At 40.5% G+C, this 23,865-nt stretch carries 22 protein-coding genes, 2 tRNA genes and 2 pseudogenes; 13 read left to right on the top strand and 13 right to left on the bottom strand.

Features of this window, described 5'->3' with window-relative positions:
* Nucleotides 1-66: 66 nt before the first annotated feature.
* Both MST17_RS11650 and MST17_RS11645 read right to left on the bottom strand, forming a co-directional pair.
* The gene (locus MST17_RS11650) at nucleotides 67-705 is read right to left on the bottom strand and encodes a YqiJ family protein (RefSeq protein ID WP_180007473.1); all 639 of its coding nucleotides are present in this window, start codon (nucleotides 703-705) and stop codon (nucleotides 67-69) included.
* Between the two features lie 464 nt (nucleotides 706-1,169).
* A complete protein-coding gene (locus tag MST17_RS11645) occupies nucleotides 1,170-1,712 on the bottom strand; it encodes a hypothetical protein (protein ID WP_180026463.1) in 543 nt (180 codons plus the stop codon).
* A 321-nt stretch (nucleotides 1,713-2,033) separates the two neighbouring features.
* Here MST17_RS11645 and cysD point away from each other — a divergent pair, with 321 nt between their 5' ends.
* Both cysD and cysN read left to right on the top strand, forming a co-directional pair.
* Nucleotides 2,034-2,948: a sulfate adenylyltransferase subunit CysD gene (cysD, locus tag MST17_RS11640; RefSeq protein WP_078189893.1), complete on the top strand. Its 915-nt coding sequence runs from the start codon at nucleotides 2,034-2,036 to the stop codon at nucleotides 2,946-2,948.
* Between the two features lie 152 nt (nucleotides 2,949-3,100).
* The gene (gene cysN / locus MST17_RS11635; RefSeq protein WP_180026462.1) at nucleotides 3,101-4,714 is read left to right on the top strand and encodes a sulfate adenylyltransferase subunit CysN; all 1,614 of its coding nucleotides are present in this window, start codon (nucleotides 3,101-3,103) and stop codon (nucleotides 4,712-4,714) included.
* 53 nt (nucleotides 4,715-4,767) lie between these two features.
* Here cysN and MST17_RS11630 read toward each other — a convergent pair whose 3' ends face one another.
* The 4 genes and pseudogenes from MST17_RS11630 to MST17_RS17160 all read right to left on the bottom strand — a co-directional run.
* Nucleotides 4,768-5,757 carry a transposase family protein gene (locus tag MST17_RS11630; RefSeq protein WP_257246864.1) on the bottom strand — a complete coding sequence of 330 codons (990 nt, stop codon included), beginning with the start codon at nucleotides 5,755-5,757 and terminating at the stop codon, nucleotides 4,768-4,770.
* A complete protein-coding gene (locus tag MST17_RS11625; protein WP_071851480.1) occupies nucleotides 5,705-6,100 on the bottom strand; it encodes a transposase family protein in 396 nt (131 codons plus the stop codon). The genes MST17_RS11630 and MST17_RS11625 overlap by 53 nt, the downstream gene beginning before the upstream one ends.
* An 84-nt stretch (nucleotides 6,101-6,184) precedes the next feature.
* Nucleotides 6,185-6,550, bottom strand: coding sequence for a hypothetical protein (locus MST17_RS11620; RefSeq protein WP_180026648.1), 366 nt, complete (start codon nucleotides 6,548-6,550; stop codon nucleotides 6,185-6,187).
* Between the two features lie 147 nt (nucleotides 6,551-6,697).
* A pseudogene (locus MST17_RS17160) lies at nucleotides 6,698-6,882 on the bottom strand (hypothetical protein); the annotation flags it as partial.
* A gap of 107 nt (nucleotides 6,883-6,989) precedes the next feature.
* Between MST17_RS17160 and MST17_RS11615 the strand changes: the two are divergent.
* The 3 genes from MST17_RS11615 to MST17_RS11605 are packed head-to-tail and all read left to right on the top strand — an operon-like array spanning nucleotide 6,990 to nucleotide 8,099.
* Nucleotides 6,990-7,511, top strand: coding sequence for a PadR family transcriptional regulator (locus tag MST17_RS11615; protein ID WP_180026649.1), 522 nt, complete (start codon nucleotides 6,990-6,992; stop codon nucleotides 7,509-7,511).
* The gene (locus MST17_RS11610; RefSeq protein WP_180026650.1) at nucleotides 7,508-7,825 is read left to right on the top strand and encodes a DUF3861 domain-containing protein; all 318 of its coding nucleotides are present in this window, start codon (nucleotides 7,508-7,510) and stop codon (nucleotides 7,823-7,825) included. The genes MST17_RS11615 and MST17_RS11610 overlap by 4 nt, the downstream gene beginning before the upstream one ends.
* A 13-nt stretch (nucleotides 7,826-7,838) precedes the next feature.
* Complete coding sequence (locus tag MST17_RS11605) at nucleotides 7,839-8,099, top strand: DUF2798 domain-containing protein (protein ID WP_180026651.1); 261 nt, start codon at nucleotides 7,839-7,841, stop codon at nucleotides 8,097-8,099.
* 13 nt (nucleotides 8,100-8,112) lie between these two features.
* Here MST17_RS11605 and MST17_RS11600 read toward each other — a convergent pair whose 3' ends face one another.
* Nucleotides 8,113-8,463 (bottom strand): co-chaperone YbbN, encoded by a 351-nt coding sequence (locus tag MST17_RS11600; protein WP_180026652.1) that lies wholly within the window; start codon nucleotides 8,461-8,463, stop codon nucleotides 8,113-8,115.
* Between the two features lie 131 nt (nucleotides 8,464-8,594).
* Here MST17_RS11600 and MST17_RS11595 point away from each other — a divergent pair, with 131 nt between their 5' ends.
* Nucleotides 8,595-9,587, top strand: a complete 993-nt coding sequence (locus tag MST17_RS11595) for an NAD(P)H-quinone oxidoreductase (RefSeq protein WP_180026653.1) — start codon at nucleotides 8,595-8,597, stop codon at nucleotides 9,585-9,587.
* 467 nt (nucleotides 9,588-10,054) lie between these two features.
* Here MST17_RS11595 and MST17_RS11590 read toward each other — a convergent pair.
* Together MST17_RS11590 and MST17_RS11585 are read right to left on the bottom strand one after the other, a co-directional pair.
* A tRNA-Leu gene (locus MST17_RS11590) sits at nucleotides 10,055-10,140 on the bottom strand.
* An 11-nt stretch (nucleotides 10,141-10,151) separates the two neighbouring features.
* A tRNA-Cys gene (locus MST17_RS11585) sits at nucleotides 10,152-10,225 on the bottom strand.
* Between the two features lie 152 nt (nucleotides 10,226-10,377).
* Between MST17_RS11585 and folD the strand changes: the two genes are divergently transcribed.
* Nucleotides 10,378-11,226, top strand: a complete 849-nt coding sequence (folD, locus tag MST17_RS11580; protein WP_180026654.1) for a bifunctional methylenetetrahydrofolate dehydrogenase/methenyltetrahydrofolate cyclohydrolase FolD — start codon at nucleotides 10,378-10,380, stop codon at nucleotides 11,224-11,226.
* Nucleotides 11,227-11,491: 265 nt separating this feature from the next.
* Nucleotides 11,492-12,160, top strand: a complete 669-nt coding sequence (locus MST17_RS11575; protein WP_180020683.1) for a methyltransferase — start codon at nucleotides 11,492-11,494, stop codon at nucleotides 12,158-12,160.
* A 67-nt stretch (nucleotides 12,161-12,227) separates the two neighbouring features.
* Here the strand turns inward: MST17_RS11575 and MST17_RS11570 are convergent, their stop codons facing one another.
* The 3 genes and pseudogenes from MST17_RS11570 to MST17_RS11560 form a co-directional block, all read right to left on the bottom strand.
* The gene (locus MST17_RS11570; protein WP_078193296.1) at nucleotides 12,228-12,656 is read right to left on the bottom strand and encodes a hypothetical protein; all 429 of its coding nucleotides are present in this window, start codon (nucleotides 12,654-12,656) and stop codon (nucleotides 12,228-12,230) included.
* 198 nt (nucleotides 12,657-12,854) lie between these two features.
* On the bottom strand, nucleotides 12,855-14,174 hold the full coding sequence (locus MST17_RS11565) for an MFS transporter (RefSeq protein ID WP_078190125.1): 1,320 nt from the start codon (nucleotides 14,172-14,174) through the stop codon (nucleotides 12,855-12,857).
* A gap of 288 nt (nucleotides 14,175-14,462) precedes the next feature.
* Nucleotides 14,463-15,782, bottom strand: a pseudogene (locus tag MST17_RS11560) (MFS transporter).
* 342 nt (nucleotides 15,783-16,124) lie between these two features.
* Between MST17_RS11560 and glpD the strand changes: the two are divergent.
* Nucleotides 16,125-17,642: a glycerol-3-phosphate dehydrogenase gene (glpD, locus tag MST17_RS11555; protein WP_180026655.1), complete on the top strand. Its 1,518-nt coding sequence runs from the start codon at nucleotides 16,125-16,127 to the stop codon at nucleotides 17,640-17,642.
* Nucleotides 17,643-17,722: 80 nt separating this feature from the next.
* On the opposite strand, the gene MST17_RS11550 is transcribed toward glpD, so the two are convergent.
* Nucleotides 17,723-19,555 carry a phosphoenolpyruvate carboxykinase (GTP) gene (locus MST17_RS11550; RefSeq protein WP_180003944.1) on the bottom strand — a complete coding sequence of 611 codons (1,833 nt, stop codon included), beginning with the start codon at nucleotides 19,553-19,555 and terminating at the stop codon, nucleotides 17,723-17,725.
* A gap of 412 nt (nucleotides 19,556-19,967) precedes the next feature.
* On the opposite strand from MST17_RS11550, the gene MST17_RS11545 reads away from it, so the two are divergent.
* The 4 genes from MST17_RS11545 to groL all read left to right on the top strand — a co-directional run bounded on the left by MST17_RS11545 (nucleotide 19,968) and on the right by groL (nucleotide 23,842).
* A complete protein-coding gene (locus MST17_RS11545) occupies nucleotides 19,968-20,906 on the top strand; it encodes a diacylglycerol kinase family protein (protein WP_078192968.1) in 939 nt (312 codons plus the stop codon).
* Nucleotides 20,887-21,672, top strand: coding sequence for a metallophosphoesterase (locus tag MST17_RS11540; RefSeq protein ID WP_180026656.1), 786 nt, complete (start codon nucleotides 20,887-20,889; stop codon nucleotides 21,670-21,672). The genes MST17_RS11545 and MST17_RS11540 overlap by 20 nt, the downstream gene beginning before the upstream one ends.
* A 184-nt stretch (nucleotides 21,673-21,856) precedes the next feature.
* Nucleotides 21,857-22,147, top strand: coding sequence for a co-chaperone GroES (gene groES, locus MST17_RS11535; protein ID WP_078189876.1), 291 nt, complete (start codon nucleotides 21,857-21,859; stop codon nucleotides 22,145-22,147).
* Between the two features lie 60 nt (nucleotides 22,148-22,207).
* Nucleotides 22,208-23,842 (top strand): chaperonin GroEL, encoded by a 1,635-nt coding sequence (gene groL / locus MST17_RS11530; RefSeq protein ID WP_180026657.1) that lies wholly within the window; start codon nucleotides 22,208-22,210, stop codon nucleotides 23,840-23,842.
* The last annotated feature ends 23 nt before the right edge of the window (nucleotides 23,843-23,865 follow it).

The raw sequence follows: 23,865 nt of genomic DNA, 5'->3' as shown, positions 1-23,865 counted from the left end.
GAATGATGCGTTAAATGTATTTATATGGTGTTAGAAGAACTGATCGAGCATCAATTCATTCAAAATTTAGAGCATGGTGGCTTGAAAGCCTACATTTGTTTTTTGGGTTAAAACCACTGATTGACCTTGGCTGAAAATTTCATCTTGTTCAGGTTCAACCAAAATATAATGGGTCAATCCGTGTTGATCTTTGACTTTGGCTTGAGCAGGAGACTGGGGTCGTGCATCACCCAAAATGATCGTGGCCGTTCTACCGATCAATTCATCACTATAAATGGCAGTGGTTTCATCTTGCGGTAAAATACGGGCAATGAGCATTGCGCTAAAACGTACGAAGGGCATGCACAGAAAAATACAGGCTGGTGCAATAATCCATGCACTGAACATCATACTGGTCATTTGGTTAACGATGGCTTGAATAGCAAAGCCCAATAAACTATAGACACATAAGAAAATGATGAGCCATACAAACAGTGGAATACGACCCAAATACAACCAATCGAGCACACGTGTCACGATACCTGCATCGGCATCTACACCTAGCTCTGCATTATGACCAACATCCTCAGGTAGGAATTGATCTAAGAAGCCTTGAGAACCACCCCCTAAAATTGTTAACACAATCTCAAAAAGTCCAAACAAGAACATTAAGCAGAGACTGATGCTAAACACGATATTAGACGGGTGAGTAAACAATTCCCACATTATATTTATCTCTATATTTATGCTTATAAAAAATCAAAAAAAATAATTCTGGCCGAATTTTTTTCAGTAAATAAAATAACATTATCTGTCGAAATTGTGTAAAAAAATTACAGATCAGATTAACAAAAAGTCGGCTTTTATGTGAGCTATTACTAAGTTTTTCTTTAAAAATAGGTGATCAATTAAGTCAGGATTATCTAAATCTAAAGTTAATAGTATTTCTGCTTTACCCATTTAAGATTTAAGTCATTGTGATCAATCAAATTTTCAGTCTAATTGCAGATATATAAGTGGTCGTGCTCAAGGGAGAGAAATGGCCTGTTAAACGGCACAGAAAACAATGTTAGGAAATGTAAATTTATAAGCGTCACAGCAGTGCTGAGGGCTTTGCCGTGACTTTCGATGTCATATGGAGATTTGAACTGGCGTTCAATAGAGCGCTTTTTAGGTGGCTTTAACCGTTTTTATAACAATGAAGTTTGAATGCGTACTTTCATATCTAATGCCGCTTGAACAATAAAGGTTTTCATCCACTTCACTTGTTCGCCCATCGGATTGGTTTTAATCGCGGTGTCTAAAAAGCCCAAGCTTTCAAGTTGAAACAGTTGCTTTTCAATTTCTTCTTCTAACTGGGTGCTATTGGCTGCGAGCGGGAAGTGGATTAAGTAAAATGCTTTGGGGAAATTATAAAAAGCATAGAGCAGATTAAATGCACGTTGATCGGCCTTTAAATTGCCAGCGCCAATTTCATAGCCACGATCTTGGTTACTATGAGTCACCCCAATCAAAAATTCGAGTTTATTGTCCAAAAGTCGTAGGCCGAACTGAAGGCCAATTTGGTCTGCACTCAGCTCATGTTGGATAAAGTTATTCAGCGGGCTGCCGTCATCATTTAAGGCTTCTTGGAGCACGAGGATGTGTGAAGAATGCTGATAAATATAGCCAGCAAGACCTGCTGCTTCTATCAGCGACTTTAAGGTTTCAAGCGTATAGTGACTATATGGCATATCAATAACTATTGGAGAGTGATATAGCTACTTTAGGTACTTTGAGCGAGTTTGAATACCGATTGTTTAGAGGATTTAGCGATTAGTTAATTGATAAAAAATTGCGTAAACTTAAGGATCTCGGACTAGAATAATAATGAAATTGATAAGTCTATTGTATTAAATTAATTAAAATTGATAAGCAGTATCAGACAATTTGTATATGACGAATAAGAATATCAATATCACAAAACAAGCAATCGTTATGAAAGCTTAATCACTATAATGTATATATATCTTTAAAAGTGTAATAAGTACACATATTCTAAGCTGGTGTTGTCCATGTCATTAAATGAGGAAAGACTTACTCATCTTAAACAGCTTGAAGCTGAGAGTATTCATATCATCCGTGAAGTTGCTGCTGAGTTCGAAAACCCAGTCATGCTGTATTCAATCGGTAAAGATTCAGCGGTCATGCTGCATCTTGCTTTAAAAGCATTCTATCCTGCCAAACTTCCATTCCCACTACTGCATGTAGACACGGGTTGGAAATTTAAAGACATGATTACTTTCCGTGACAACATGGCAAAAGAGCATGGCTTTGATTTGATCGTGCATCAAAACAAAGAAGGTAAAGACGCAGGCGTGAATCCGTTCGATTACGGTAGCTCAAAATATACTGACATTATGAAAACTCAAGGCTTAAAACAAGCACTTGATAAATATCAGTTTGATGCGGCTTTCGGTGGTGCGCGCCGTGACGAAGAGAAATCTCGTGCCAAAGAGCGTGTTTACTCATTCCGTGATACTAAACACCGTTGGGACCCTAAAAACCAACGTCCTGAACTTTGGAATCTTTACAATGGTAAAGTGAACAAAGGCGAAAGTATTCGTGTGTTCCCATTGTCTAACTGGACTGAGTTGGATATTTGGCAATACATCTACCTCGAAAATATTAAATTGGTTCCTTTGTACTTGGCTGCTGAACGTCCAGTGGTTGAGCGTAACGGTACACTGATCATGGTTGATGATGAGCGTATGCGTTTAAACGAAGGTGAAGTGCCACAAATGAAATCGGTGCGTTTCCGTACTTTAGGTTGTTACCCACTTACAGGTGCGGTTGAATCAACTGCAACAACTTTACCGGAAATTATCCAAGAGATGCTTTTAGCCACCACATCTGAACGTCAAGGTCGTATGATCGACCATGACGAAGCAGGTTCGATGGAAAAGAAAAAGCAGGAAGGTTACTTCTAAGAATCTCATAATCTCCCCCTAACCCCCTCTTTACGAAAGAGGGGGAACTCCCGAGAAAGAACGGAGCCAAGTCTCCCTTTCTTAAAGGGAGATTTAGAGGGATTAAAAAGATTCAGAAACCGATTTCAAAAGAATATGTGGAGCTTTGAGCAATGTCTCATCAATCAGATTTAATTAGCCAAGACATCTTGGCGTATTTAAAACAACACGAAAATAAAGACCTTCTACGTTTCCTCACTTGCGGTAACGTGGATGATGGTAAATCGACTCTAATTGGTCGTTTGCTTTACGATTCAAAATTGATTTATGAAGATCAATTGCAAGCGGTGACTCGTGACTCTAAAAAAGTCGGTACTACGGGTGATGCGCCTGACTTGGCTTTACTTGTAGATGGCCTGCAAGCGGAACGTGAGCAGGGTATTACCATTGACGTGGCTTACCGTTATTTCTCTACAGAAAAACGTAAGTTCATTATTGCTGACACCCCAGGGCATGAGCAATACACACGTAACATGGCGACTGGTGCGTCGACTGCCGATTTAGCGATCATCTTGATTGATGCGCGTTATGGCGTTCAAACCCAAACTCGTCGTCACTCATTTATTGCAAGCCTTTTGGGTATTCGCAACATTGTGGTTGCAGTGAACAAAATGGACTTGGTTGAATTCTCTGAAGCGCGCTTCAATGAAATTCAAGCAGAGTACAACGAGTTCGTAAACCAATTGGGCGATCGTAAACCTGCGAACATTATCTTCACGCCAATTTCTGCGTTGAATGGTGATAACGTTGTAAACAAATCTCCATCTACACCTTGGTACCAAGGTCAAACTTTAATGGAGACTTTGGAAACTGTTGAAATTTCGCATGATACGAGCAAGCACGAATTCCGTTTCCCTGTTCAATATGTAAACCGTCCGAACCTCGACTTCCGTGGTTTCTGCGGTACGATTGCACTTGGTGAAGTAAAAGTTGGCGATACCATTACTGCATTACCATCTGGTAAGTCTTCGACTGTTAAAGAAATCGTGACTTTTGACGGTAACTTAGACCATGCTGTTGCAGGTCAAGCGGTAACTTTAACACTGAACGATGAAATTGATATTTCACGTGGTAACGTGTTGGTAAAAGCGGGCGAACAGCCATTAATTTCACGTTCTGCACGTGCCTCTGTGGTATGGATGACAGATGCGCCTTTAGTAGTTGGCAAACTGTATAATGTGAAGTTTGGTACACAAACTATTCCTGCGAAAGTTGCGAAAATCAACTACCGTACCAATGTAAACACATTGGAAAAAACGGAAGTTGAACAGCTTGAACTGAATGCGATTGCAGATGTAACGATTGAGTTTGATGCGCCAGTGGTATTTGACCGTTACCAAGACAGTCGTTACACAGGTTCATTCATCTTTATTGACCGTTTAAGCAACGTGACCGTTGGTGCGGGTATGGTTGAGTCTGCAGTGGAATGGACTGCACACAACGAACCTGTAACTGCTGAAGCGCGTGCTGCACGTTTAGGTCAAAAACCTGCAGCTGTTACTGTTACTGCAAAAGCCCTTGAAAATGCGCAAGCAATTGAAAGCTTATTGATTCAACAAGGTGTGGTTGCAATTGCGAAAGCGGGTCTTTCTGCTGAGCAAGTTGCGCTTGTTCGTGAAACTGGTGTGGTTGTGATTACAGATGCGACCGAAGGCACTGATGTGACTTATGCATTCGATACTGCTGAAGAAGTAGCTGAGAAAATTGTTGAGTTGGTTCGTCTGTAATAGATTGAGTTGATTTAAAAAAAGACCCGCCAAAAGGCGGGTTTTTTATTTGGTTATGTTGGTAAACAGGCTGAGAGTAAGCGCATTAATCCACTTTGCCAGAGTGCAGTACCAATAGTTACATGCGCTGAAACGTTCGACATAAAGGTGTTATATTTACTTGTAAAAGTTGGTTGTGAATAGTTTGATTTAAGGTCATCAATCTCTATTTGAAATTGATTCTTTTCAGCCACAGATACATTCTCAATTTTTTCAATGAAAGCTTTAAGATTGTCGAAGATTTCAGGAGTTTGAGTATTTTGACTTTGATTTACTATTTGTTGATTATTTGAACCTGTCTGAATTTGATTTTGATTACCTTGAATAGAAATATTATGGGGGGTCATGGATTTAAACGCTTCCTCAACTGTCATTTGATTGCTTTCAATTTTGTAAGTAAATGATTGTTTTAAAATATCAAATTTATCTAGGATTTCATTGGTGTATTTGAAGATATCTCTATACTTTGAATCCATATATTCCAGAGACCAAATATCAATATTATGTAATTCATAATAGATTTCTTTCATAAGTCGTTTTTCACTCAGCTCCAAGTTATAAATTCCAGCAATTAGATTGAATCTCAATGCTAGTCTTTTGCCTCGATTGCGATATCGCTCAGCAAGAATTTTGAAGGTTTTCAAACTGCCAAATACATGCTCAATTCCAATTCTTCTTTTATTGATTTCCTGATTATAGATTTTTAGTTCGGAATCCAGTTTACAGCGCTTCTTTGCTTTTAATGGCAACAAGCTATTTGGATACACTGTATAAATTCCCTGATAACCCTTATCCGCAAGGATAAATGCACCTGCAGGAATCTGATTCAAGTTACGTCTGAAGAGTTCGAAATCATGTACGGCACCACGACTCGTACATAAACTCAGGATTTTTTGAGTTTGATAATGAATGATGGCCTGTACTTTGAAAGTGTGGATCTTTTTCTTGCCGCTATAGCTTTTCTTCTGTTTTTTTAGGCCTTTGGATTGGAATTTCTGTGGCATCCACGATCACAACATTCCAATCGATGCCTTCGCCCTCGGGTAAATCTTTGGGTAAATTAAAGAGATTGGACCGAATCAGGCAGTCTTCAACATGACGGACAATTCTTGAGGCTGTGGGCTCTGAAACCCCGTAGCTCGTCGCAACGTGAAATAAGGTTCGGTATTCCCGCCAATAGCTTAGACAGAGCAGAACCTGGTCTTCCAGGCTTAACTTGGGCGGTCTGCCTTTGGCAGGGACATGTTTCTTCAATTGCTCAACCATCAAATAGAAAGTTGACCATGAGATGCCTGTGTATCGCTTGAACTGAGGATCAGAAAGCTTGTTTGAATCGATGTATTTCATCCGCAGATTATGCACGAATGCTAAGAAATCCGGAGTGCAAATATTAACCAAAAAGAAGATCGTTTTTTGATTTATGAAAGAGATCTAATATTGTTTGACTTCATCAGCAATAAAGTTCCATTTTTCACTTTTTCTTAATTCTCTAGAAATATTTTCAATCATTGCTTTTAACGTTGGATGTAATTCTTTATTGTTTATATTACCGATTTCGAAAGCTAATTCTTCTGATAAAGCTTTACCATAACAATAAGTACGTTCCAATTTATGCTTATGCTCTTTGTATGAGGTATTTAACTCAGAAATAAACATTTCTTCATGTTTGCAATGTAAGAACGCGTTTTGTAAGTGTAAAAACTTACCTCGATAATTCATAATTTCTTGTATGAGGTGATTAATATCTAAATATTCAGGTACAAGACTAAAATTTCTATCTAACGTAAAGTTTTCCATTTTTTATAAATCAAAAGTTTTTTTAATTATATAGCTGATTTCATTAACTATCATAAAAAGCTTTAAATTTTTTTTAACTACCATGAGATTTATCTTAATTAATCTTAAGTTGTATCTTTACAATGTCAAATTCAGATCTTCTCGCAGCTAGCCTAGCAACAGCCCCTTCAAAATGTGCAAACGCCAGTTTGTAGCAGGGCTTATTTCACTCAAATAGAATCGCTTAATCAACTTATTTACATAGCGCTTAAACGGGCAAGTAAACTGCTTTACAAGGCTATTTTATACACTCGCCAAATGATTAGGCATATACAGGACTTAAACACCACATCCTAAAGCTGTATAGAGCAACAAAATTATGATCAATCTAAGGTAGGGTTGTAATTTTTTCAATTTAATATAAGATATATCTTAATTAATCTTAAAGTATATCTTTGCAATGTCAAATTCAGACCTTCTCGACAGTACCGATAGTCCAGTTAAAACCCGAAAACGCCTGTTTGAAGCAGGGCACATGAAACTATTGGTGCTGCATCTCATCTCCCAAGCGCCTAAGTTCAGCTATGACATTATCAAAGATGTCGGAGCAATCGTAGGCGGCGGTTACAGTCCAAGCACAGGGACGATTTACCCAACGCTGAATTACCTAGAAGAACAGCAATACATACATGCAGAACTAAATGCGGAAGGCCGTAAGCAATACAGCGTTACGCAGTCAGGTTTAGCGCATCTGGATGCCGAAAAAGCCACAGTTGAGAAAATCCTCTGCCGTTTTGATACCCGCAAGCAGATTCATAACAACGAACAGTACGTCGATATCAAACGTGCGATGGAAAACTTAAAAGCATCACTGCGCATCAAAATTCAGCACTGTGAACTAACACCTGAACAGGTCTATGCCATTGCAGAAAAAATCGATCAGGCAGCCGTCGAAATCAGTCGTATGGAGGTGACACAATGAAGCAGCATCAATATGAAATTACGCTCAAACATATTGCCGATGCACAGGGCAATCCATCGACGTATACCGAAGCGTTGCAGTTTAATGCCTATAACCATGATGACATGTTTAAGGTGCTGGAGCATTTGACCAAAGCGCAATTGTTAGATGATGAAAAGACCAAAGCCTTTGCTGTGGGTCTGAAACTGTTTGGTGAAACCTTGTTGGAAAATAAAGACCATCCTTTGTTTAAAGATTTCATGCCGCATTTCGGCCAATTTATGAAAACACTAAAACAAACCGTAATAGCCCAGAACGCAGCCCAAGACGAATAATAGGTATTTACAGATGAATCAACTCCCAAAATTTCATCCCAAACATATGACTTGGCTGATGCCCCTAATTCTGTCCGGCATTATGAGCGGTTCAATTTCCTGCTTTAACATGCTGATGAATAAAGGCTTAGTTGAAGGCTTTCTTGGCATTTGGCTACGCGCATGGAGCATGTCGTGGATGATGGCTTTTCCGCTCATTTTGATCGTGTTGCCATTGGTGCGTAATACGCTAATGAAGTTTGTACGCCTACCAAATGAGCCTGCATCCAAATAAAAGGTACATCTATTTAGTCATGAGTTGAGTGTGACTGCATCGCATCTTGAATGATGGCTGTTAATTCAGTCAGTGATTTGACACCTGCAATACGTTGAATCACTTGCCCACGATAAAACAGCAAGGTAGAGGGTAGTCCATAAACGTTATAACGCAATGTCAGTATCGGTGAGGAATCAATATTCACTTTGCCAAATTTAAGCCGTGTATGCTGCGCTGACATTTGACTTGCGCACTGCTCAAATACTGGGAAGTTCTGTACACAGGGCGCGCACCAGTCTGCATAGAAGCGAATCACGGCAAAACCATCAAACCATTCATAGTCACTGGCGTTATCTTCATTGTATTCAACGATCTGAGACATGCTTAGCCTATTATTCATTTACGAAATACACTACAAATTATACATAAGTCCATGTTTATTCATTCTGCGGCATTTCTATGTTCAAATAGTGCAGAGATAGATGAATAGTCAATAATTGAAAAGGAAAAACAATGTCACAGCAAAGCATGCAGCAGGTCATTATTACTGAGCCGGGCGGTGTAGATAAACTGGCCTATGAAAGTGTTGCCATCCCAGAAGCGAAAGCAGATGAAGTGTTGGTTAAAGTGCATGCCTTTGGCATCAATCGTCCAGACATTTTACAGCGCCAAGGCTTGTACCCAATGCCGAAAGGCGTAACGTCAGTACCAGGTTTGGAAGTGGCAGGTGAAGTGGTTGCTGTCGGTGCAGAGGTCACTTTGTTTAAAGTGGGTGATAAAGTCTGCGGTCTGACCAATGGCGGCGGTTATGCAGAATATTGCGTGGTGCCTGAAAGCCAAACCATTCGTATTCCTGAAGGTGTAAGCTTTACCCAAGCAGCAGCGATTCCTGAAACATTCTTTACGGTTTGGGCGAATGTATTCCAAATGGGTAAAGCCAAAGCAGGTGAAACGGTGCTGATTCATGGTGGAACCAGTGGTATTGGTACCACAGCCATTATGCTGTGTAATGCGTTGGGCATGAAAACCTTTGCAACAGTCGGTTCAGATGAAAAAGTCGCTGCGATTTCAAATATCACTCATGCCATTAACTATAAAACTCAAGACTTTGAGCAAGTGATTAATGAAGCGACCAATGAGCAAGGTGTAGATGTCATTCTAGATATCGTTGGTGCACCGTATTTGGCGCAGAACCTCAATCTATTACGTCGTGATGGTCGTTTGGTCTATATCGCATTTTTAGGTGGAGCGAAAGCCAAAGATGTGAAGCTGGGTCAAATCATGATGAAGCGTTTGACCATTACAGGCTCAACCATGCGTGCGCGTAATACTGCAGAAAAAGCAGAGATTGCCAAAGGCATTCAGGAAAATGTTGTTCCGTTATGGTCTAAAGGTGAATGCCTGCCAATGATCTACAAAACATTTAAGTTTGATCAAATCCAAGATGCACATGCAGCCATGGATACAGGCGACCATGTGGGTAAGATTGTGGTTGAAGTGATCTAAAGGATTATTTTTAAAACGCGATGTATTTGCAGGGTGTTTTAAAATAATTAAAGAGGGCAATGTCCCTCTTTTTTATTGTATTCCTATCTGATTTGACGCAGTAACATCAAAAGCACAATTTGATTCAAATAAAAGAATGATACGCGGTAAGGTCATCCGCAAGTGTTTGAGACAGGGTTGTTTTTAATCAAAAATGTTTTTGCAATACTTTGAATAAGTAGACGCTAGTGAACGAGTTTTGCGGATGACAATGGTTTTGGGTACTTTTGCCGAAACAAAAGTACCTCCAGCCGAAGGCTAATCCCTTTATTCAATCCCTAGATGTAAGACTCTGTCGAGTAGATTTAAATATCGGTAAATAATGTGAAATTACTTTTACGTGCGTAACATCTGTTGCTAAATTTTAGACATAAAAAAACCAGCTTATCGCTGGGTTCTTTATTACACCATCTTCAGTAGTAGAAGAATGGTGCCCGAGGCCAGACTCGAACTGGCACGCTTTGTGGGCGGGGGATTTTAAATCCCCTGTGTCTACCGATTTCACCACTCGGGCTTTAACAAGATTGGAGGCGGAGGTCGGAATCGAACCGGCGTCCACGGAGTTGCAGTCCGCTGCATGACCACTCTGCCACCCCGCCGCGTCTTGTTGATGCGTATATTAGCAAGCTCTGAAAAAAAAACAATAGCAGATTCATCTGTATGCGCATAAAAGCAGCATACAAGGTAAAAAATTTAAAATAATCATGTATTATGTGCAAAATTGATTCATATCATCACTTGGAGAAGTGCCGTGGCATTAGTTTTAGATGGTCGTGCATTGGCGAAGAAAATTGAAGCTGACTTGTTGACTCGCGTAGAAGCGCTAAAAGAGAAAACTGGTCGTACCCCAATTCTTGCGACTATTTTGGTAGGTGACGATGGTGCATCTGCAACTTATGTACGTATGAAAGGGAATGCTTGCCGCCGTGTTGGTATGGATTCATTAAAAGTTGAGCTTCCTAAAGAAACCACAACTGAACAATTACTTGCTGAAATTGAAAAATTAAATGCAAACCCAGATGTTCACGGTATTTTGTTACAACACCCAGTACCTGCTCAAATTGATGAGCGTGCATGTTTCGATGCGATCTCTCTTGAAAAAGACGTAGATGGCGTAACTTGCTTAGGTTTTGGTCGTATGGCAATGGGTGAAGCAGCATATGGTTCTGCGACTCCTGCAGGCATCATGACCATTTTAAAAGAAAACAACATTGAAATCGCAGGGAAACATGCGGTTGTTGTGGGTCGTTCTGCAATTTTGGGTAAACCAATGTCTGCGATGCTACTTGAAGCGAATGCAACAGTGACCACTTGCCACTCACGTACTCAAAACTTAGCTGACTTTGTAAAGCAAGCGGATATTATTGTGGGTGCGGTAGGTAAAGCTGAATTGATTCAAAAAGATTGGATCAAACCGGGTGCAGTGGTTGTTGACGCTGGCTTTCATCCACGTAATGGCGGTGGTGTAGGTGATATCCAATTGGTGGGTATTGAAGAAGTTGCTTCTGCTTATACACCTGTTCCGGGTGGTGTAGGTCCTATGACCATTACAACGTTGATTCGTCAAACTGTTGAAGCTGCTGAAAAAGCGTTGGGTTAATCTTTTAATAAAAAGATCTTAAAGTCACAACGGAGTCTTACCGTTGTGACTTATAAATGTAAGAAGCTCGTATATTACTTTTGTTTCGGCAAAAGTAACCAAAACCATTTGTCATCTGCTGAACTCGACATAATCAGCCTTTTGATTAATGGTGTCGCAGAAACAGTGTTCATTCGATTAAGGTCTGTCTCGCACAGCAGCAGATGACGATGTCGCGTATCTGATACGTTTATAAATTCAAATAAAATCATCTCCAAGGCTTAATATGAGCTGTACTTTCCAATTTCCCAAAGCCCCTGAACATTTACTTAAAGCACTGCATGAAGTCATTCCACATTGTGAATTACATGCTCAACAGTTGCCTGAAACCCCGATTTCTTTATGGTTGATCCCACCGGTATTTCCAACCGATAAATTGGATAATGAAGTCATTCGTCGTATATGGAATGATACGCCGTATTGGATTTTTTGTTGGGCTTCAGGGCTTGCAATGGCGCAGTGGTTGTTGGCTGAACCCCATCATGTCAAAGATAAAGTGGTGTTGGACTTTGGTGCAGGTTCAGGTGTGGTGGCGATTGCAGCAAAAATGGCAGGGGCGAAACGCGTGATCTGCTGTGACATCGACCAAGTGAGCCTAGATGCATGCCGTGCCAATGCAGAGCTAAACAATGTTGAACTCGAATATTTAGATGATCTGTATAAAGCGGAGCAAGTCGATATTTTATTGGCTGCCGATGTGCTGTATGACCAATGCAATCGTTTCTTTTTGGATGAGTTTTTAAAGTTTGCTCCTGAAGTGTGGGTGGCAGACAGTCGTGTGAAAAACTTTAGTCATCCTAAATATGAAAAACTCGATGAACGAAGCGCGACAACATGGCCTGATTTGGATGAATCACCTGAGTTTCGTAATGTGAGTTTTTATAAAACCCTATAAATATTAAACCCATAAAAAATAAGACGCTTTAAGCGTCTTATTTTTATCTTTTGAACAGCAAATTTGATTAAGAACAGGTATAGCGAACCACACGTAAGGTGGCAGGGCGAGCATCGAGTGCATCACGCGCGCCTAAGTTTTCAGAGTTACGTAGATCAGGAGTATTTGATAGACCGAAGTTCGCACGTGTATTACCAATTTGACGGCCGTACTGGGTATTTTCCAAAGCAGGATTTGCAATTTCGTTCACGCTTAAGATTTGTAATTTATAGGTCTTTTGCGTATTTAATACTTTTTGGCAAGCACGTTGTAATTTATTGGCATCCAGTTGTTGGTTTTGGCGACCCGCTAAAGTATATGCAAGTGTTGCGCTATCTGCAGATTTGGACTCTATTTGAAAGCCCGTTTGACCATTAAAAGCACGTGGAGTGCTTTGGCAAGCAGCCATCGACATTGCAACAATACCCAAACTTAAAACTTTGTAAATATTTTTCATCATTCATTCGCCGTGTGTATTTGTATGCTCAGTATGCCATAGTCCGTCTGTCGACTCGATGGCGAAAACAAAGAAAGCCAAAGAAGTTTGATTAAATCTTTGATGCAGCCGAAACGATGAGTAGATGGAAATGGAGATAAAAAAAGCTCATCAAAATAGGCTTTGATGAGCTTAAGTGGAATAGCAGGGCTGAGCGAATTAATCGTCAGTGATCATGCTATGTTTTTTAGTATCTTTCATGAAGACATAGGTAATTAAAGATAAACCAATCATGAATGTAATGTAGTAGAAGAAGTAGTTTTCATGGCCTGCATTTTTGAAGCTCAAAGCTACAAGTTCTGCGGTACCACCAAAGAGTGTATTTGCAATGGCATAAGGCAATGCAACACCTAGGGCACGGATGTGTGCAGGGAACAACTCTGCTTTTACTACGGCATTAATCGCAGTATAACCAGTGACAATCACCATACCGCTCATGCAAAGCATAAATGCTGTGGTTGGGCTGGTAGTTGAACCGATACCATTGAAAATAGGAATGGTAAACAGCACACCAAGCACACCAAAGGCGATCATAATTGGCTTACGACCAATTTTGTCTGAAAGCGCACCGACAGCAGGTTGTAAAAGCATGAAGATGAAAATTGCAGCAGTGGTAATTTCAGTTGCTGTGGTTTTTTCAAAGCCAGACGTGTTGACCAAATATTTTTGTAAATATGTGGTAAAAGTGTTGAACGCTAAAGTACCACCGGCAGTCAACATGATCACAGTGAAGGCTTGTTTAGGGTATTTGGTAAATAACGCTAAAGCACCTGATTTTGGACCACCATTTTTAGCTTGTTCTTGAGCTTCTTTAGAGGATTGAGTTTCAACTAAACCGCGACGAATCCAGAACACCACAATAGCGAGTAATGCACCGATGAAGAACGGAACACGCCAGCCCCATTCAGTTAAAGCTTGTTCTGAGAAATTGCGTTGTAAGATAATTAAAACGCAAAGTGCCAATAGCTGACCTGAAATCAGTGTGACATATTGGAAACTTGAGAAGAAACCACGATGGTTTTTACCTGCCATTTCAGTCAAATAGGTGGCACTAGAACCATATTCACCACCAACACTTAAGCCTTGGAGTAAACGCGCTAAAAGTAGAATAGCGGGTGCGAGCATCCCTACAGAATCGTAGGTTGGTGCACATGCGATCATCAGTGAGCCGACACACATCAACGATACAGACAGCGTTAAACCTGCTTTACGACCTTTACGGTCAGCATAAATACCCATGACCCATGCGCCGATTGGACGCATTAAGAAACCGAGTGCAAAGACTGCAGCCGCTTGTAAGAGTTTTACAGTATTGTCACCATCAGGGAAAAATTGCGGTGCAAAGTAAAGGGTAAAGGCAGCGTAGACATACCAGTCGTACCATTCAACGAGGTTGCCGGCAGATCCGCCGAGGATAGATTTGACACGAGTTTTTCTATCCAATTGTTCAGGAACAACTGGCTCAGATGAGTTTGACACATCATTCTCCAAGGAATGAATGCAAAACATATCCATTTAAACTCTTTGGGAAAAGTTTAAATCAATATATTTTGTCGAAATGGGAGATGGAACTATATTTATTTAATTTATACTCCTGTTGTCGCAGAAAATCATGCGACTTTAGTCTATAAAATGCGATATTTTTGACCAGATACATTTTTCACGACTAAATGAAAAAAAACAAAGCCTCATAGACTGAGGCTTTGATGGGGAAAACATGCTGTTTTTGATCAGATTGATCAATAACTCATCTTCAAATAACCCTGATCAATGCTCCTGAATTTTGGAATGGTGTTTGGTGTCTTTCATAAAGACGTAGACCAATAACGAAATAAAAATCATGATGGTCACATAGATAAAGAACCATGACTCGTGACCAGCTTCTTTAAAACTCAGCGCGAAGAATTCTGCCGTACCACCAAAGATGGTATTTGCAAGAGCATAAGGCAGTGCAACACCCAATGCGCGAATATGCGCAGGGAACATTTCTGCTTTTACAACCGCATTGATCGAGGTGTATCCCGTGACAATCACTAGACCTGCGAGACAGAGCCAAAATGCAGTCCAATAATCTTGAGTTTGTCCTAATGCACTAAATAGAACATAGGTGAACAGCACCCCTAAGATCCCAAAAGCGATCATTAAAGGCTTACGACCAATTTTATCGGATAGACCACCTGCTAGTGGTTGTAAGCACATAAAAATAAACAGTGCTAAAGTGGTGATTTGCGTGGCCTCAGGTTTACTAAAGCCAGAGGTATTGACCAGATATTTTTGCAAATAGGTGGTGTAGGTATAAAAAGCCAATGTACCCCCAGCTGTTAAAAAATAACACCGTGAATGCTTCTTTCGGATAATGCTTAAATAGAGAAAATAAGCCTGATTCAGGCTGGTCCTTTTGCTCTTGTGCATTTTTGAAGGACTGGGTTTCTAGTAGGCCACGTCGAATACGGAAAACCACTACCGCTAAACACGCACCGATAAAGAACGGAATACGCCAGCCCCAATCATGCAATTGTTCTTCTGTCAGCAACCATTGCAAAATAAGTAGTACGCACAGTGCAGTCAACTGACCTGCAATCAGTGTCACATATTGAAAGCTTGAAAAAAACCACGACGGTCACGGTCAGCCATTTCACTGAGGTAGGTCGCACTAGCGCCATATTCACCGCCGACACTTAAACCTTGAATTAGTCGTGCAACCACAAGAATAATCGGCGCCAAAATACCAATTTGGTCATGCGTTGGAGAAATGGCAATCATCAATGAGCCGATACACATGAGTGTGACGGAGAGGGTTAAACCTGACTTTCGACCTTTTTTGTCTGAATAGATCCCCATAATCCATGCACCAATGGGTCGCATGAGGAAACCGACTGCAAAGATGGCCGCAGCTTGGAGAAGCTGTGCAGTCTGGCTACCTTGAGGGAAAAAAGCATGGGCGAAATAGAGGGTGAATGCTGCATAGACATACCAATCGTACCATTCAACAAGATTACCGGCTGAACCACCGAGAATGGATTTCACTCGGGTCTTTGTATCTAAATTTGATTGAGTAACAATTTCTTCCGTCATTTTAAAATCCATCTTTTTTTATTATGTGAAAATATCTTATGCGTATCGAAAAGCATGAAATGTAAACTAAAAAAGAGGTTTTGTTTAAAAAGTGTACAAATCAACAACTTGTCATGAATTTTGCTTTGAATAATGGTTTGGGCCTTAAAATGATTGATTTCATACTTGAGCCAGCAGGCTTTTAAACGTACATTTAAAATATAACTTCTCATTTAATGAGGAATACAAAAACTCAGCGTAAGGATATCGTGACCAAAATAGGTATCTTGATCAAAAAATCATGATCAATGAGAAAAATAATAAAGCAAAGAAAACGAAGCATTGTTGAATAAAAAGATAGAGTGGGAGGGAGCGATGAATACAGAACAACAATCAATATATGACATGGTGGTCATTGGTGGTGGAATTAATGGTGTTGGTATTGCCTGTGATGCTGCGGGGCGGGGTTTAAGTGTTTTGCTCTGTGAAAAAGACGATCTCGCGAGCCATACTTCATCTGCAAGTAGCAAATTAATTCATGGTGGTCTGCGCTATTTAGAACATAAAGAATTTCGTTTGGTACGTGAAGCACTCGCAGAACGCGAAGTTCTCCTTAAAAAAGCCCCTCATATTATTCGACCGATGCGTTTTATCATGCCACATGAACCGCACTTACGTCCGGCTTGGCTGATTCGTACTGGATTATTCTTTTATGATTATTTGGGTAAACGTGAACAGCTTGCAGGTTCAAATGGAATTGAATTTGATGTGGAAGCTAGTCCTTTAGCACCTAGATTTACCCGAGGGTTTGAATATTCCGATTGTGCAGTGGATGACGCACGCTTGGTTGTACTTAATGCGATACAAGCACGGGAACATGGTGCACAGATTCTGACTCGAACAGAATGTTTAAATGCATATAGTAAAGGTGGCATTTGGCGAGTGTGTTTAAAAAATGCTAAGGGTTTGCAAAATGTGCAGGCTAAAGTATTGGTGAATGCGGCAGGTCCTTGGGTTGCTGACTTTATAAAACAGGGGTTAAAGCAAGAGTCACCTTATAGTATACGGCTGATACAAGGTAGCCATATTATTGTGCCAAAGCTCTTTGACGGTGATAAAGCTTTTATTATGCAAAATGATGATCATCGCATTGTTTTTGCGATCCCATATTTAGAACAATTTACTCTGATCGGTACGACAGATCGTGAATATCATGCAGACCCAAATCGAGTAAAGATAAGCCAAGAAGAAATCGATTACTTGCTTGATGTGTCAAATGATCACTTTAAAACTCAATTGACGCAAACGGACATCATTTCAACTTATTCAGGTGTGCGTCCGCTGTGTGATGATGAGTCAGATAATCCAGCCGCAGTCACGCGAGATTATACTTTGGCACTGACCGATGTAGAAGGGGCTGCATTACTTTCAATCTTTGGTGGCAAACTTACCACTTACCGAAAACTAGCAGAAGCGGCATTAGATCAGCTTAAAACTGTTTTTCATCATCGATCCAAACCTTGGACTGCTGATACAGCATTGCCTGGTGCGGAAAATTTAGAATCAATCGAGCAGTTGATAGCTGAAATCCAACAAAAAGTGCGAGGGGTTTCGATCAGTCTAGCCAGTCGTTGGGCGCATGCTTATGGAACACGTGTCTGGATTTTGCTGAATCATTTAACTTCGATTGATGAGCTTGGGCAAAACTTCGGGCATGGCTTGTATGCTCAAGAAGTAGATTATTTGGTTGAGCATGAGTGGGCGAGAAGCTCTGAAGATATTTTGCAAAGACGCACAAAGTTATATTTGCAATTCAGTGCATCTGAAGTTGATGTTTTGGACGAGTACTTAATGGCAATACGTATAAAGCAAAAAGCTCAAGATGTGGCTTAGTTGATATAAAAAAGACCGCGCAAGGCGGTCTTTTAAATCTTTCTTAATCCCTCTTTTAAAGGAGGGAAATTAAAGGCCAATTAAGCAGATTTTTTTACAGCTTCTAAAAGTTCGTCTTGACGTACTTTAAGTGCTTTTGGTAAGCGATCACCAAGTTTGTTGAACAATTCAGTGTGGCTTTCAAGTTCTTTGATCCATTGATCTTTATCTTGAGAAGTTACAAGCTCGAATTGCTCTTTAGTGAAGTCTGAACCAGTCCAGTTCAATTGTTCGTATGTTGGAACAAGGCCGATAGGTGTTTCAACAGCGTCTGCACGACCTTCACAACGGTCAATGATCCACTCAAGAACACGCATGTTTTGACCGAAACCAGGCCATACAAAGTTACCTTCAGCATCACGACGGAACCAGTTCACGTTGTAGATACCAGGAAGTTTATTGCCAGCAGCTTTAGCTTTAGCAGCAACTTCTTCACCAAGTTCTAACCAGTGAGAGAAGTAGTCAGCCATGTTGTAACCCGCAAATGGAAGCATTGCGAATGGGTCACGACGAACGATACCTTGTTGACCAACAGCAGCAGCAGTTGTTTCAGAGCCCATAGTTGCAGCTTTGTAAACACCGTCAACCCAGTCAAATGCTTCTGAAATTAGAGGCACTGTGTCTGCACGACGACCACCGAAGATGAACGCAGAAATTGGAACACCTGCTGGATTTTCCCAGTCAGCATCAATAGAAGGACACTGACCAGCTGAAACAGTGAAACGAGCATTTGGATGAGCTGCTTTTTCTTCGCCGGTGTGTGGTTGACCTTTCCAGTTAGTTAGATTAGCAGGTACTTCTTTAGAAAGACCTTCCCACCATACTTCACCGTTGTCAGTTACAGCAACGTTAGTATAGATTACGTCTTTATGAAGAGTCGCCATACAGTTCGGGTTAGTCTTGGTATTTGTACCAGGTGCTACACCGAAGAAACCAGCTTCAGGGTTGATTGCATATAAACGACCATCTTCACCTGGTTTGATCCAAGCAATATCATCACCTACAGTTTCAATTTTCCAACCTTCGTAACCCGCTGGTGGAATCAACATCGCGAAGTTTGTTTTACCACACGCAGAAGGGAATGCAGCTGCGATGTAGTGTTTTTCGCCTTGTGGGTTTGTCACGCCAAGGATGAGCATGTGTTCAGCTAACCAACCTTGTTGACGACCCATAGAAGATGCAATACGTAAAGCTAGGCATTTTTTACCCAACAATGCGTTACCGCCGTAACCAGAACCGTAAGACCAGATTTCACGAGTTTCTGGGTAATGAACGATGTATTTTTCAGGGTTGCAAGGCCAAGCAACGTCTTTTTGACCTTCTTCAAGCGGAGCACCAACAGTGTGTACGCAAGGAATGAAGTCACCGTCAGTACCAAGTACGTCATAAACAGCTTTACCCATACGAGCCATTTTAGACATGCTTACAGCAACGTAAGGAGAATCAGTAAGTTCGATACCGATGTGAGCAATATGAGAACCTAAAGGACCCATAGAGAAAGGAACAACGTACAAAGTACGGCCTTTCATTGAACCGTCAAATAAACCATTCAGACGAGCACGCATTTCAGCTGGAGCTTCCCAGTTGTTTGTTGCGCCTGCATCTTCTTGTTTTTCAGAACAGATGTAAGTACGACCTTCAACACGAGCAACGTCAGAAGGATCAGAATTAGCAAGGTAAGAACCAGGATGTTTTTCTTGGTTAAGTTCTTGCATAGTGCCGTTAGCGATCATCAAGTCGATATAACGTTGATATTCTTCTGCGCTACCGTCACACCATTCGATTTTTGCTGGTTTGGTTAATTTGGCAATTTCTTCCACCCAAGCAATTAGCTTAGGGTGACGAACGAATTCTGGTGCGTTCACTTGGGTCATGGTGAGGCCTATCTCAAAAATGTACTAACCGTACAAAGTATAATCTGCATCATGGGTTACATCATGCAGATAAAAGATGAAAAAAAGTGGCTGTATTAAAGCATAAAATCATAAAAAAAATAAGACTAAAGAAGTGGTAGATTTTTTTTGGTAGTTAATGCTATTTATATTAAATATAGATAAAATACAATAACTTAACATGTAATGTTATAAATTTTAACTTTATTTATTAACGTGATGGACAATATTTTATATAGTTATTTTTAATAAAAACAAAAAGTTGCATGTAATTGATATTTGAGAATTATTATTGATTAAATAAATGGTGGTAATTCGATTTTTACATAAAGGCGCTATTATTTGCTGTTAAATTCGACAAAATACAATACTAAGCGGCCAAGATGTATAAAAAGTGATTAAACAAGCCAAGCCTTTATCTATTATCTATAATAAAAAATCAGGATTTCATGCTGCAAACAAAGATGAAGTCTACGAGGAACTTGTGCGGATATTATCCGATCATAATTTCGAAATACAGTCATTTGAGCTTGGGCAGGAAGCGAGTTTTGATACTTTAATGAGCAAGGTATTTGCACGCCATAAAGACCCTGATAATTTGGGTGTTGTGGTTGCTGCAGGTGGTGATGGAACCTTAAATGCTGTTGCTCATCAGTTGATGCATACCGATATTCCTATGGGGGTCTTACCTTTGGGCACATTTAATTATGTGGCGCGGGTACTCAATATTCCTCTCGATTTAATTCAAGCGGCACAGGTGATTGCGACAGGCAATAATCGGCAGGTACATGTGGCGCAAATCAATGAACATATCTATTTAAACAATGCCAGTTTGGGCTTGTATCCTTTATTTATACAAAAAAGAGAGTTTTATAATCAAAAGTTTGGTCGTTTCCCATTACATGCTTATACCTCAGGTTTGGATGTGCTCATTCGAGATCGTAAAGAGCTGAAATTGGAAATCGAAGTGGATCATCATATTTATCCAGTCAAAACGCCCTTGATCTTTTTTGGCAATAATCAATTGCAATTGGCCGATTTAAACTTGCAAATTGCTAAGGATGCAGAGGCAGGTAAAGTTGCAGGTGTGGTGGTCGCAAAAAGTGATAAGAAAACGTTATTTAAAATTTTATGGCAGTTAATCCGTGGCAATATCGACAATGCACCAGATGTGTATAGTTTTGCCGCTGATGAAGTCACCATACATACCCAACGAAAAAAAATGACCGTTGCTGTGGATGGTGAGATTGTAGAAATGAAACCGCCGCTTAAAATTCGAGTGCAAAAACAAGCCTTAAAGATACGGGTGCCACATGATACTGCATCTGTCTGATCTGCATTTCGGCACTGAAAAGCCAGAGTGTATGCGCGCTATTCAGCAATTTTGTCGTGAACAGCGTATCGAGGCCGTGGTTGCCAGTGGAGACTTGACCCAACGTGCGCGTTATCGTCAGTTTTATGCATGTAAGCAATTTTTAGAAAGCTTAAAGCTGCCTTATATCGTTGTGCCGGGGAATCATGATATTCCGCTATATCATTTATGGAACCGTGTTTTTAGTCCTTTTGCACGTTATCAACTATTTTTTGGTGCCATGGAAAATGTACTGGAAACCGAGCATTTCTACTTAATTGGGATCAATAGTATTCGTCGTCGTTACCATACGCGAGGGCATGTGTCGCTCGAGCAAATACATTATGTCGACGAGTTACTTAAACATGCGCCGCCCAATAAAGTGAAATTAATCATAGCGCATCAACCTTTTTATACGCCGCCCAATGACCCGCATGGTGTGAAAGATTGTCCTGTTCAAGGGCGTTTGGCGCTCGAACAGTGGAGTCAACACGGTTTGAATGGTTTATTGCATGGACATTTACATGTTCCAGCCAGCTATGACCTCAATCAAATTTATGCTTTAGGCGTTGATCATCCCGTTTGGGATATTCATGCAGGCACAGCGACGTCATATCGCCTACATGAGAACCTTGCCAACAGTTTTAATGTCATTGATGAGCAGATGAATGTGCGACATTATTTTTATCATTCAAAGTTAAAAATATTTGAAGAAAATCTCAGCACTCATGTTTTAGATGAACTTTAACCATTTAAATTTAAATTTTGAAGAAAAAAAATACAAAAAGATGAAAAAATTTAGAATTTGCCCTTGAAGCGTTTTATTCCATCCCCACAAAAGTGTCATATCAAAATTTTGTCGATGACCTAGGAAATAAGAAGTCATCTTCACATCGTTATCAATGACATTTTAAATGTCTATGGAGTTAGAAATGAGCAAGATTCGTCCTTTACATGACAACGTCGTTATCCGCCGTGTTGAGAAAGAAACTAAAACTGCTGGCGGTTTAATCTTGAGTACTTCTGCTGCTGAACAACCAGCTCAAGGTGAAATCATTGCTGTAGGTAACGGCAAAGTAACTGACAACGGTGTTCGTGCGTTAGACGTTAAAGTTGGTGACAACGTGCTTTTCGGTGCTTATGCAGGTACTAAAGTAAAAGTTGACGGCGAAGAGCTTCTTGTAATGAAAGAGTCTGACATTTTAGCTGTACTTGAAGGCTAATCTCAGAACTTTCGAACCAAATTCGATTTGAAAAATATATTAAAAATTTTGGAGTAAACCATGTCAGCTAAAGACGTAAAATTTGGTGATTCAGCGCGTTCAAAAATGATCGCGGGTGTAAATGTACTTGCAGATGCTGTAAAAGTGACTTTAGGTCCTAAAGGCCGTAACGTTGTCATCGACCGTTCTTTCGGTGCGCCGCACATCACTAAAGATGGTGTTTCTGTTGCTAAAGAAATCACATTAAAAGACAAATTTGAAAACATGGGCGCTCAGCTGGTTCGTGAAGTGTCTTCAAAAACCAATGACATCGCGGGTGACGGTACAACAACTGCAACTGTACTTGCTCAAGCAATCCTAAATGAAGGGATCAAATCAGTTACTGCTGGTATGAACCCAATGGATCTTAAACGCGGTATCGACATCGCGGTTAAAGCTGTTGTTGCTGAAATTAAAGCGACTGCTAAACCTGCTTCTGACTCTAAAGCCATTGAACAAGTAGGTTCGATCTCTGCGAACTCTGACACCACTGTTGGTAAACTTATTGCTCAAGCAATGGAAAAAGTTGGTAAAGAAGGTGTAATTACTGTTGAAGAAGGTTCAGGCTTTGAAGATTCTCTAGATGTTGTAGAGGGTATGCAGTTTGACCGTGGTTACATCAGCCCGTACTTTGCAAACAAGCAAGATACACTAACAGCTGAACTTGAAAACCCATACATTCTTCTTGTTGATAAAAAAATCAGCAACATCCGCGAATTAATTGCTGTACTTGAAGCTGTTGCTAAAACAGGTAAACCGCTTCTTATCATTGCTGAAGATGTTGAAGGTGAAGCACTTGCAACTCTTGTTGTAAACAACATGCGTGGCATTATCAAAGTTTGTGCTGTTAAAGCACCTGGTTTTGGTGATCGTCGTAAAGCGATGCTTCAAGACATCGCGATTTTAACTGGCGCGACTGTAGTTTCTGAAGAGGTTGGTATGTCTTTAGACCAAACTACACTTGAGCACTTAGGTACAGCGCATAAAGTTACTGTTTCTAAAGAAAACACAGTAATTGTTGATGGTGCAGGTGTTGCAGAGCAAATTGCTGAACGTGTAACTCAAATTCGTGCTCAAATTGAAGAATCAACTTCAGAATACGACAAAGAAAAACTTCAAGAACGCGTTGCTAAATTGGCAGGCGGTGTTGCTGTAATCAAAATTGGTGCAGCAACTGAAGTTGAAATGAAAGAGAAGAAAGATCGCGTTGACGATGCACTTCATGCAACTCGTGCTGCAGTTGAAGAAGGTGTTGTAGCGGGTGGCGGTGTTGCACTTGTACGTGCTGCGAAATCACTTGAAGGCGTGACTGGTGCAAACGATGACCAAAATGTGGGTATCAACATTTTACGTCGTGCAATTGAAGCGCCGCTTCGTCAAATCGTTGCAAACTCTGGCGATGAGCCATCAGTTGTAATCAATGCTGTGAAAAATGGTGAAGGTAACTTCGGTTATAACGCTGCAACTTCAGAGTATGGCGATATGCTTGAAATGGGTATTCTTGACCCAGCGAAAGTAACGCGTTCTGCACTTGAGCATGCAGCGTCTGTTGCTGGCCTGATGTTAACAACAGAATGTATGATTACTGAAATTCCAGAAGATAAACCTGCTATGCCTGATATGGGCGGTATGGGTGGCATGGGCGGTATGATGTAAACCTCAGCGTACCCAAACTTCAA

It is taken from the genome of Acinetobacter sp. YH16056_T, from assembly GCF_024605895.1.
GTDB lineage: Bacteria > Pseudomonadota > Gammaproteobacteria > Pseudomonadales > Moraxellaceae > Acinetobacter > Acinetobacter amyesii.
Note: the sequence above shows the minus strand (reverse complement) of the source record. Positions and strands in the feature narration are given on the sequence as shown.

Coding starts and splice junctions, on each gene's coding strand:
- groL (WP_180026657.1), top strand. CDS start 22,208: ATGTCAGCTAAAGACGTAAAATTTGGTGATTCAGCGCGTTCAAAAATG.
- MST17_RS11625 (WP_071851480.1), bottom strand. CDS start 6,100: ATGAAATACATCGATTCAAACAAGCTTTCTGATCCTCAGTTCAAGCGA.
- MST17_RS11570 (WP_078193296.1), bottom strand. CDS start 12,656: ATGAAAAATATTTACAAAGTTTTAAGTTTGGGTATTGTTGCAATGTCG.
- cysN (WP_180026462.1), top strand. CDS start 3,101: ATGTCTCATCAATCAGATTTAATTAGCCAAGACATCTTGGCGTATTTA.
- cysD (WP_078189893.1), top strand. CDS start 2,034: ATGTCATTAAATGAGGAAAGACTTACTCATCTTAAACAGCTTGAAGCT.
- MST17_RS11630 (WP_257246864.1), bottom strand. CDS start 5,757: ATGCCACAGAAATTCCAATCCAAAGGCCTAAAAAAACAGAAGAAAAGC.
- MST17_RS11615 (WP_180026649.1), top strand. CDS start 6,990: ATGTCAAATTCAGACCTTCTCGACAGTACCGATAGTCCAGTTAAAACC.
- MST17_RS11540 (WP_180026656.1), top strand. CDS start 20,887: ATGATACTGCATCTGTCTGATCTGCATTTCGGCACTGAAAAGCCAGAG.
- MST17_RS11605 (WP_180026651.1), top strand. CDS start 7,839: ATGAATCAACTCCCAAAATTTCATCCCAAACATATGACTTGGCTGATG.
- MST17_RS11620 (WP_180026648.1), bottom strand. CDS start 6,550: ATGGAAAACTTTACGTTAGATAGAAATTTTAGTCTTGTACCTGAATAT.
- groES (WP_078189876.1), top strand. CDS start 21,857: ATGAGCAAGATTCGTCCTTTACATGACAACGTCGTTATCCGCCGTGTT.
- glpD (WP_180026655.1), top strand. CDS start 16,125: ATGAATACAGAACAACAATCAATATATGACATGGTGGTCATTGGTGGT.
- MST17_RS11650 (WP_180007473.1), bottom strand. CDS start 705: ATGTGGGAATTGTTTACTCACCCGTCTAATATCGTGTTTAGCATCAGT.
- MST17_RS11550 (WP_180003944.1), bottom strand. CDS start 19,555: ATGACCCAAGTGAACGCACCAGAATTCGTTCGTCACCCTAAGCTAATT.
- MST17_RS11645 (WP_180026463.1), bottom strand. CDS start 1,712: ATGCCATATAGTCACTATACGCTTGAAACCTTAAAGTCGCTGATAGAA.
- MST17_RS11600 (WP_180026652.1), bottom strand. CDS start 8,463: ATGTCTCAGATCGTTGAATACAATGAAGATAACGCCAGTGACTATGAA.
- MST17_RS11595 (WP_180026653.1), top strand. CDS start 8,595: ATGTCACAGCAAAGCATGCAGCAGGTCATTATTACTGAGCCGGGCGGT.
- MST17_RS11610 (WP_180026650.1), top strand. CDS start 7,508: ATGAAGCAGCATCAATATGAAATTACGCTCAAACATATTGCCGATGCA.
- MST17_RS11575 (WP_180020683.1), top strand. CDS start 11,492: ATGAGCTGTACTTTCCAATTTCCCAAAGCCCCTGAACATTTACTTAAA.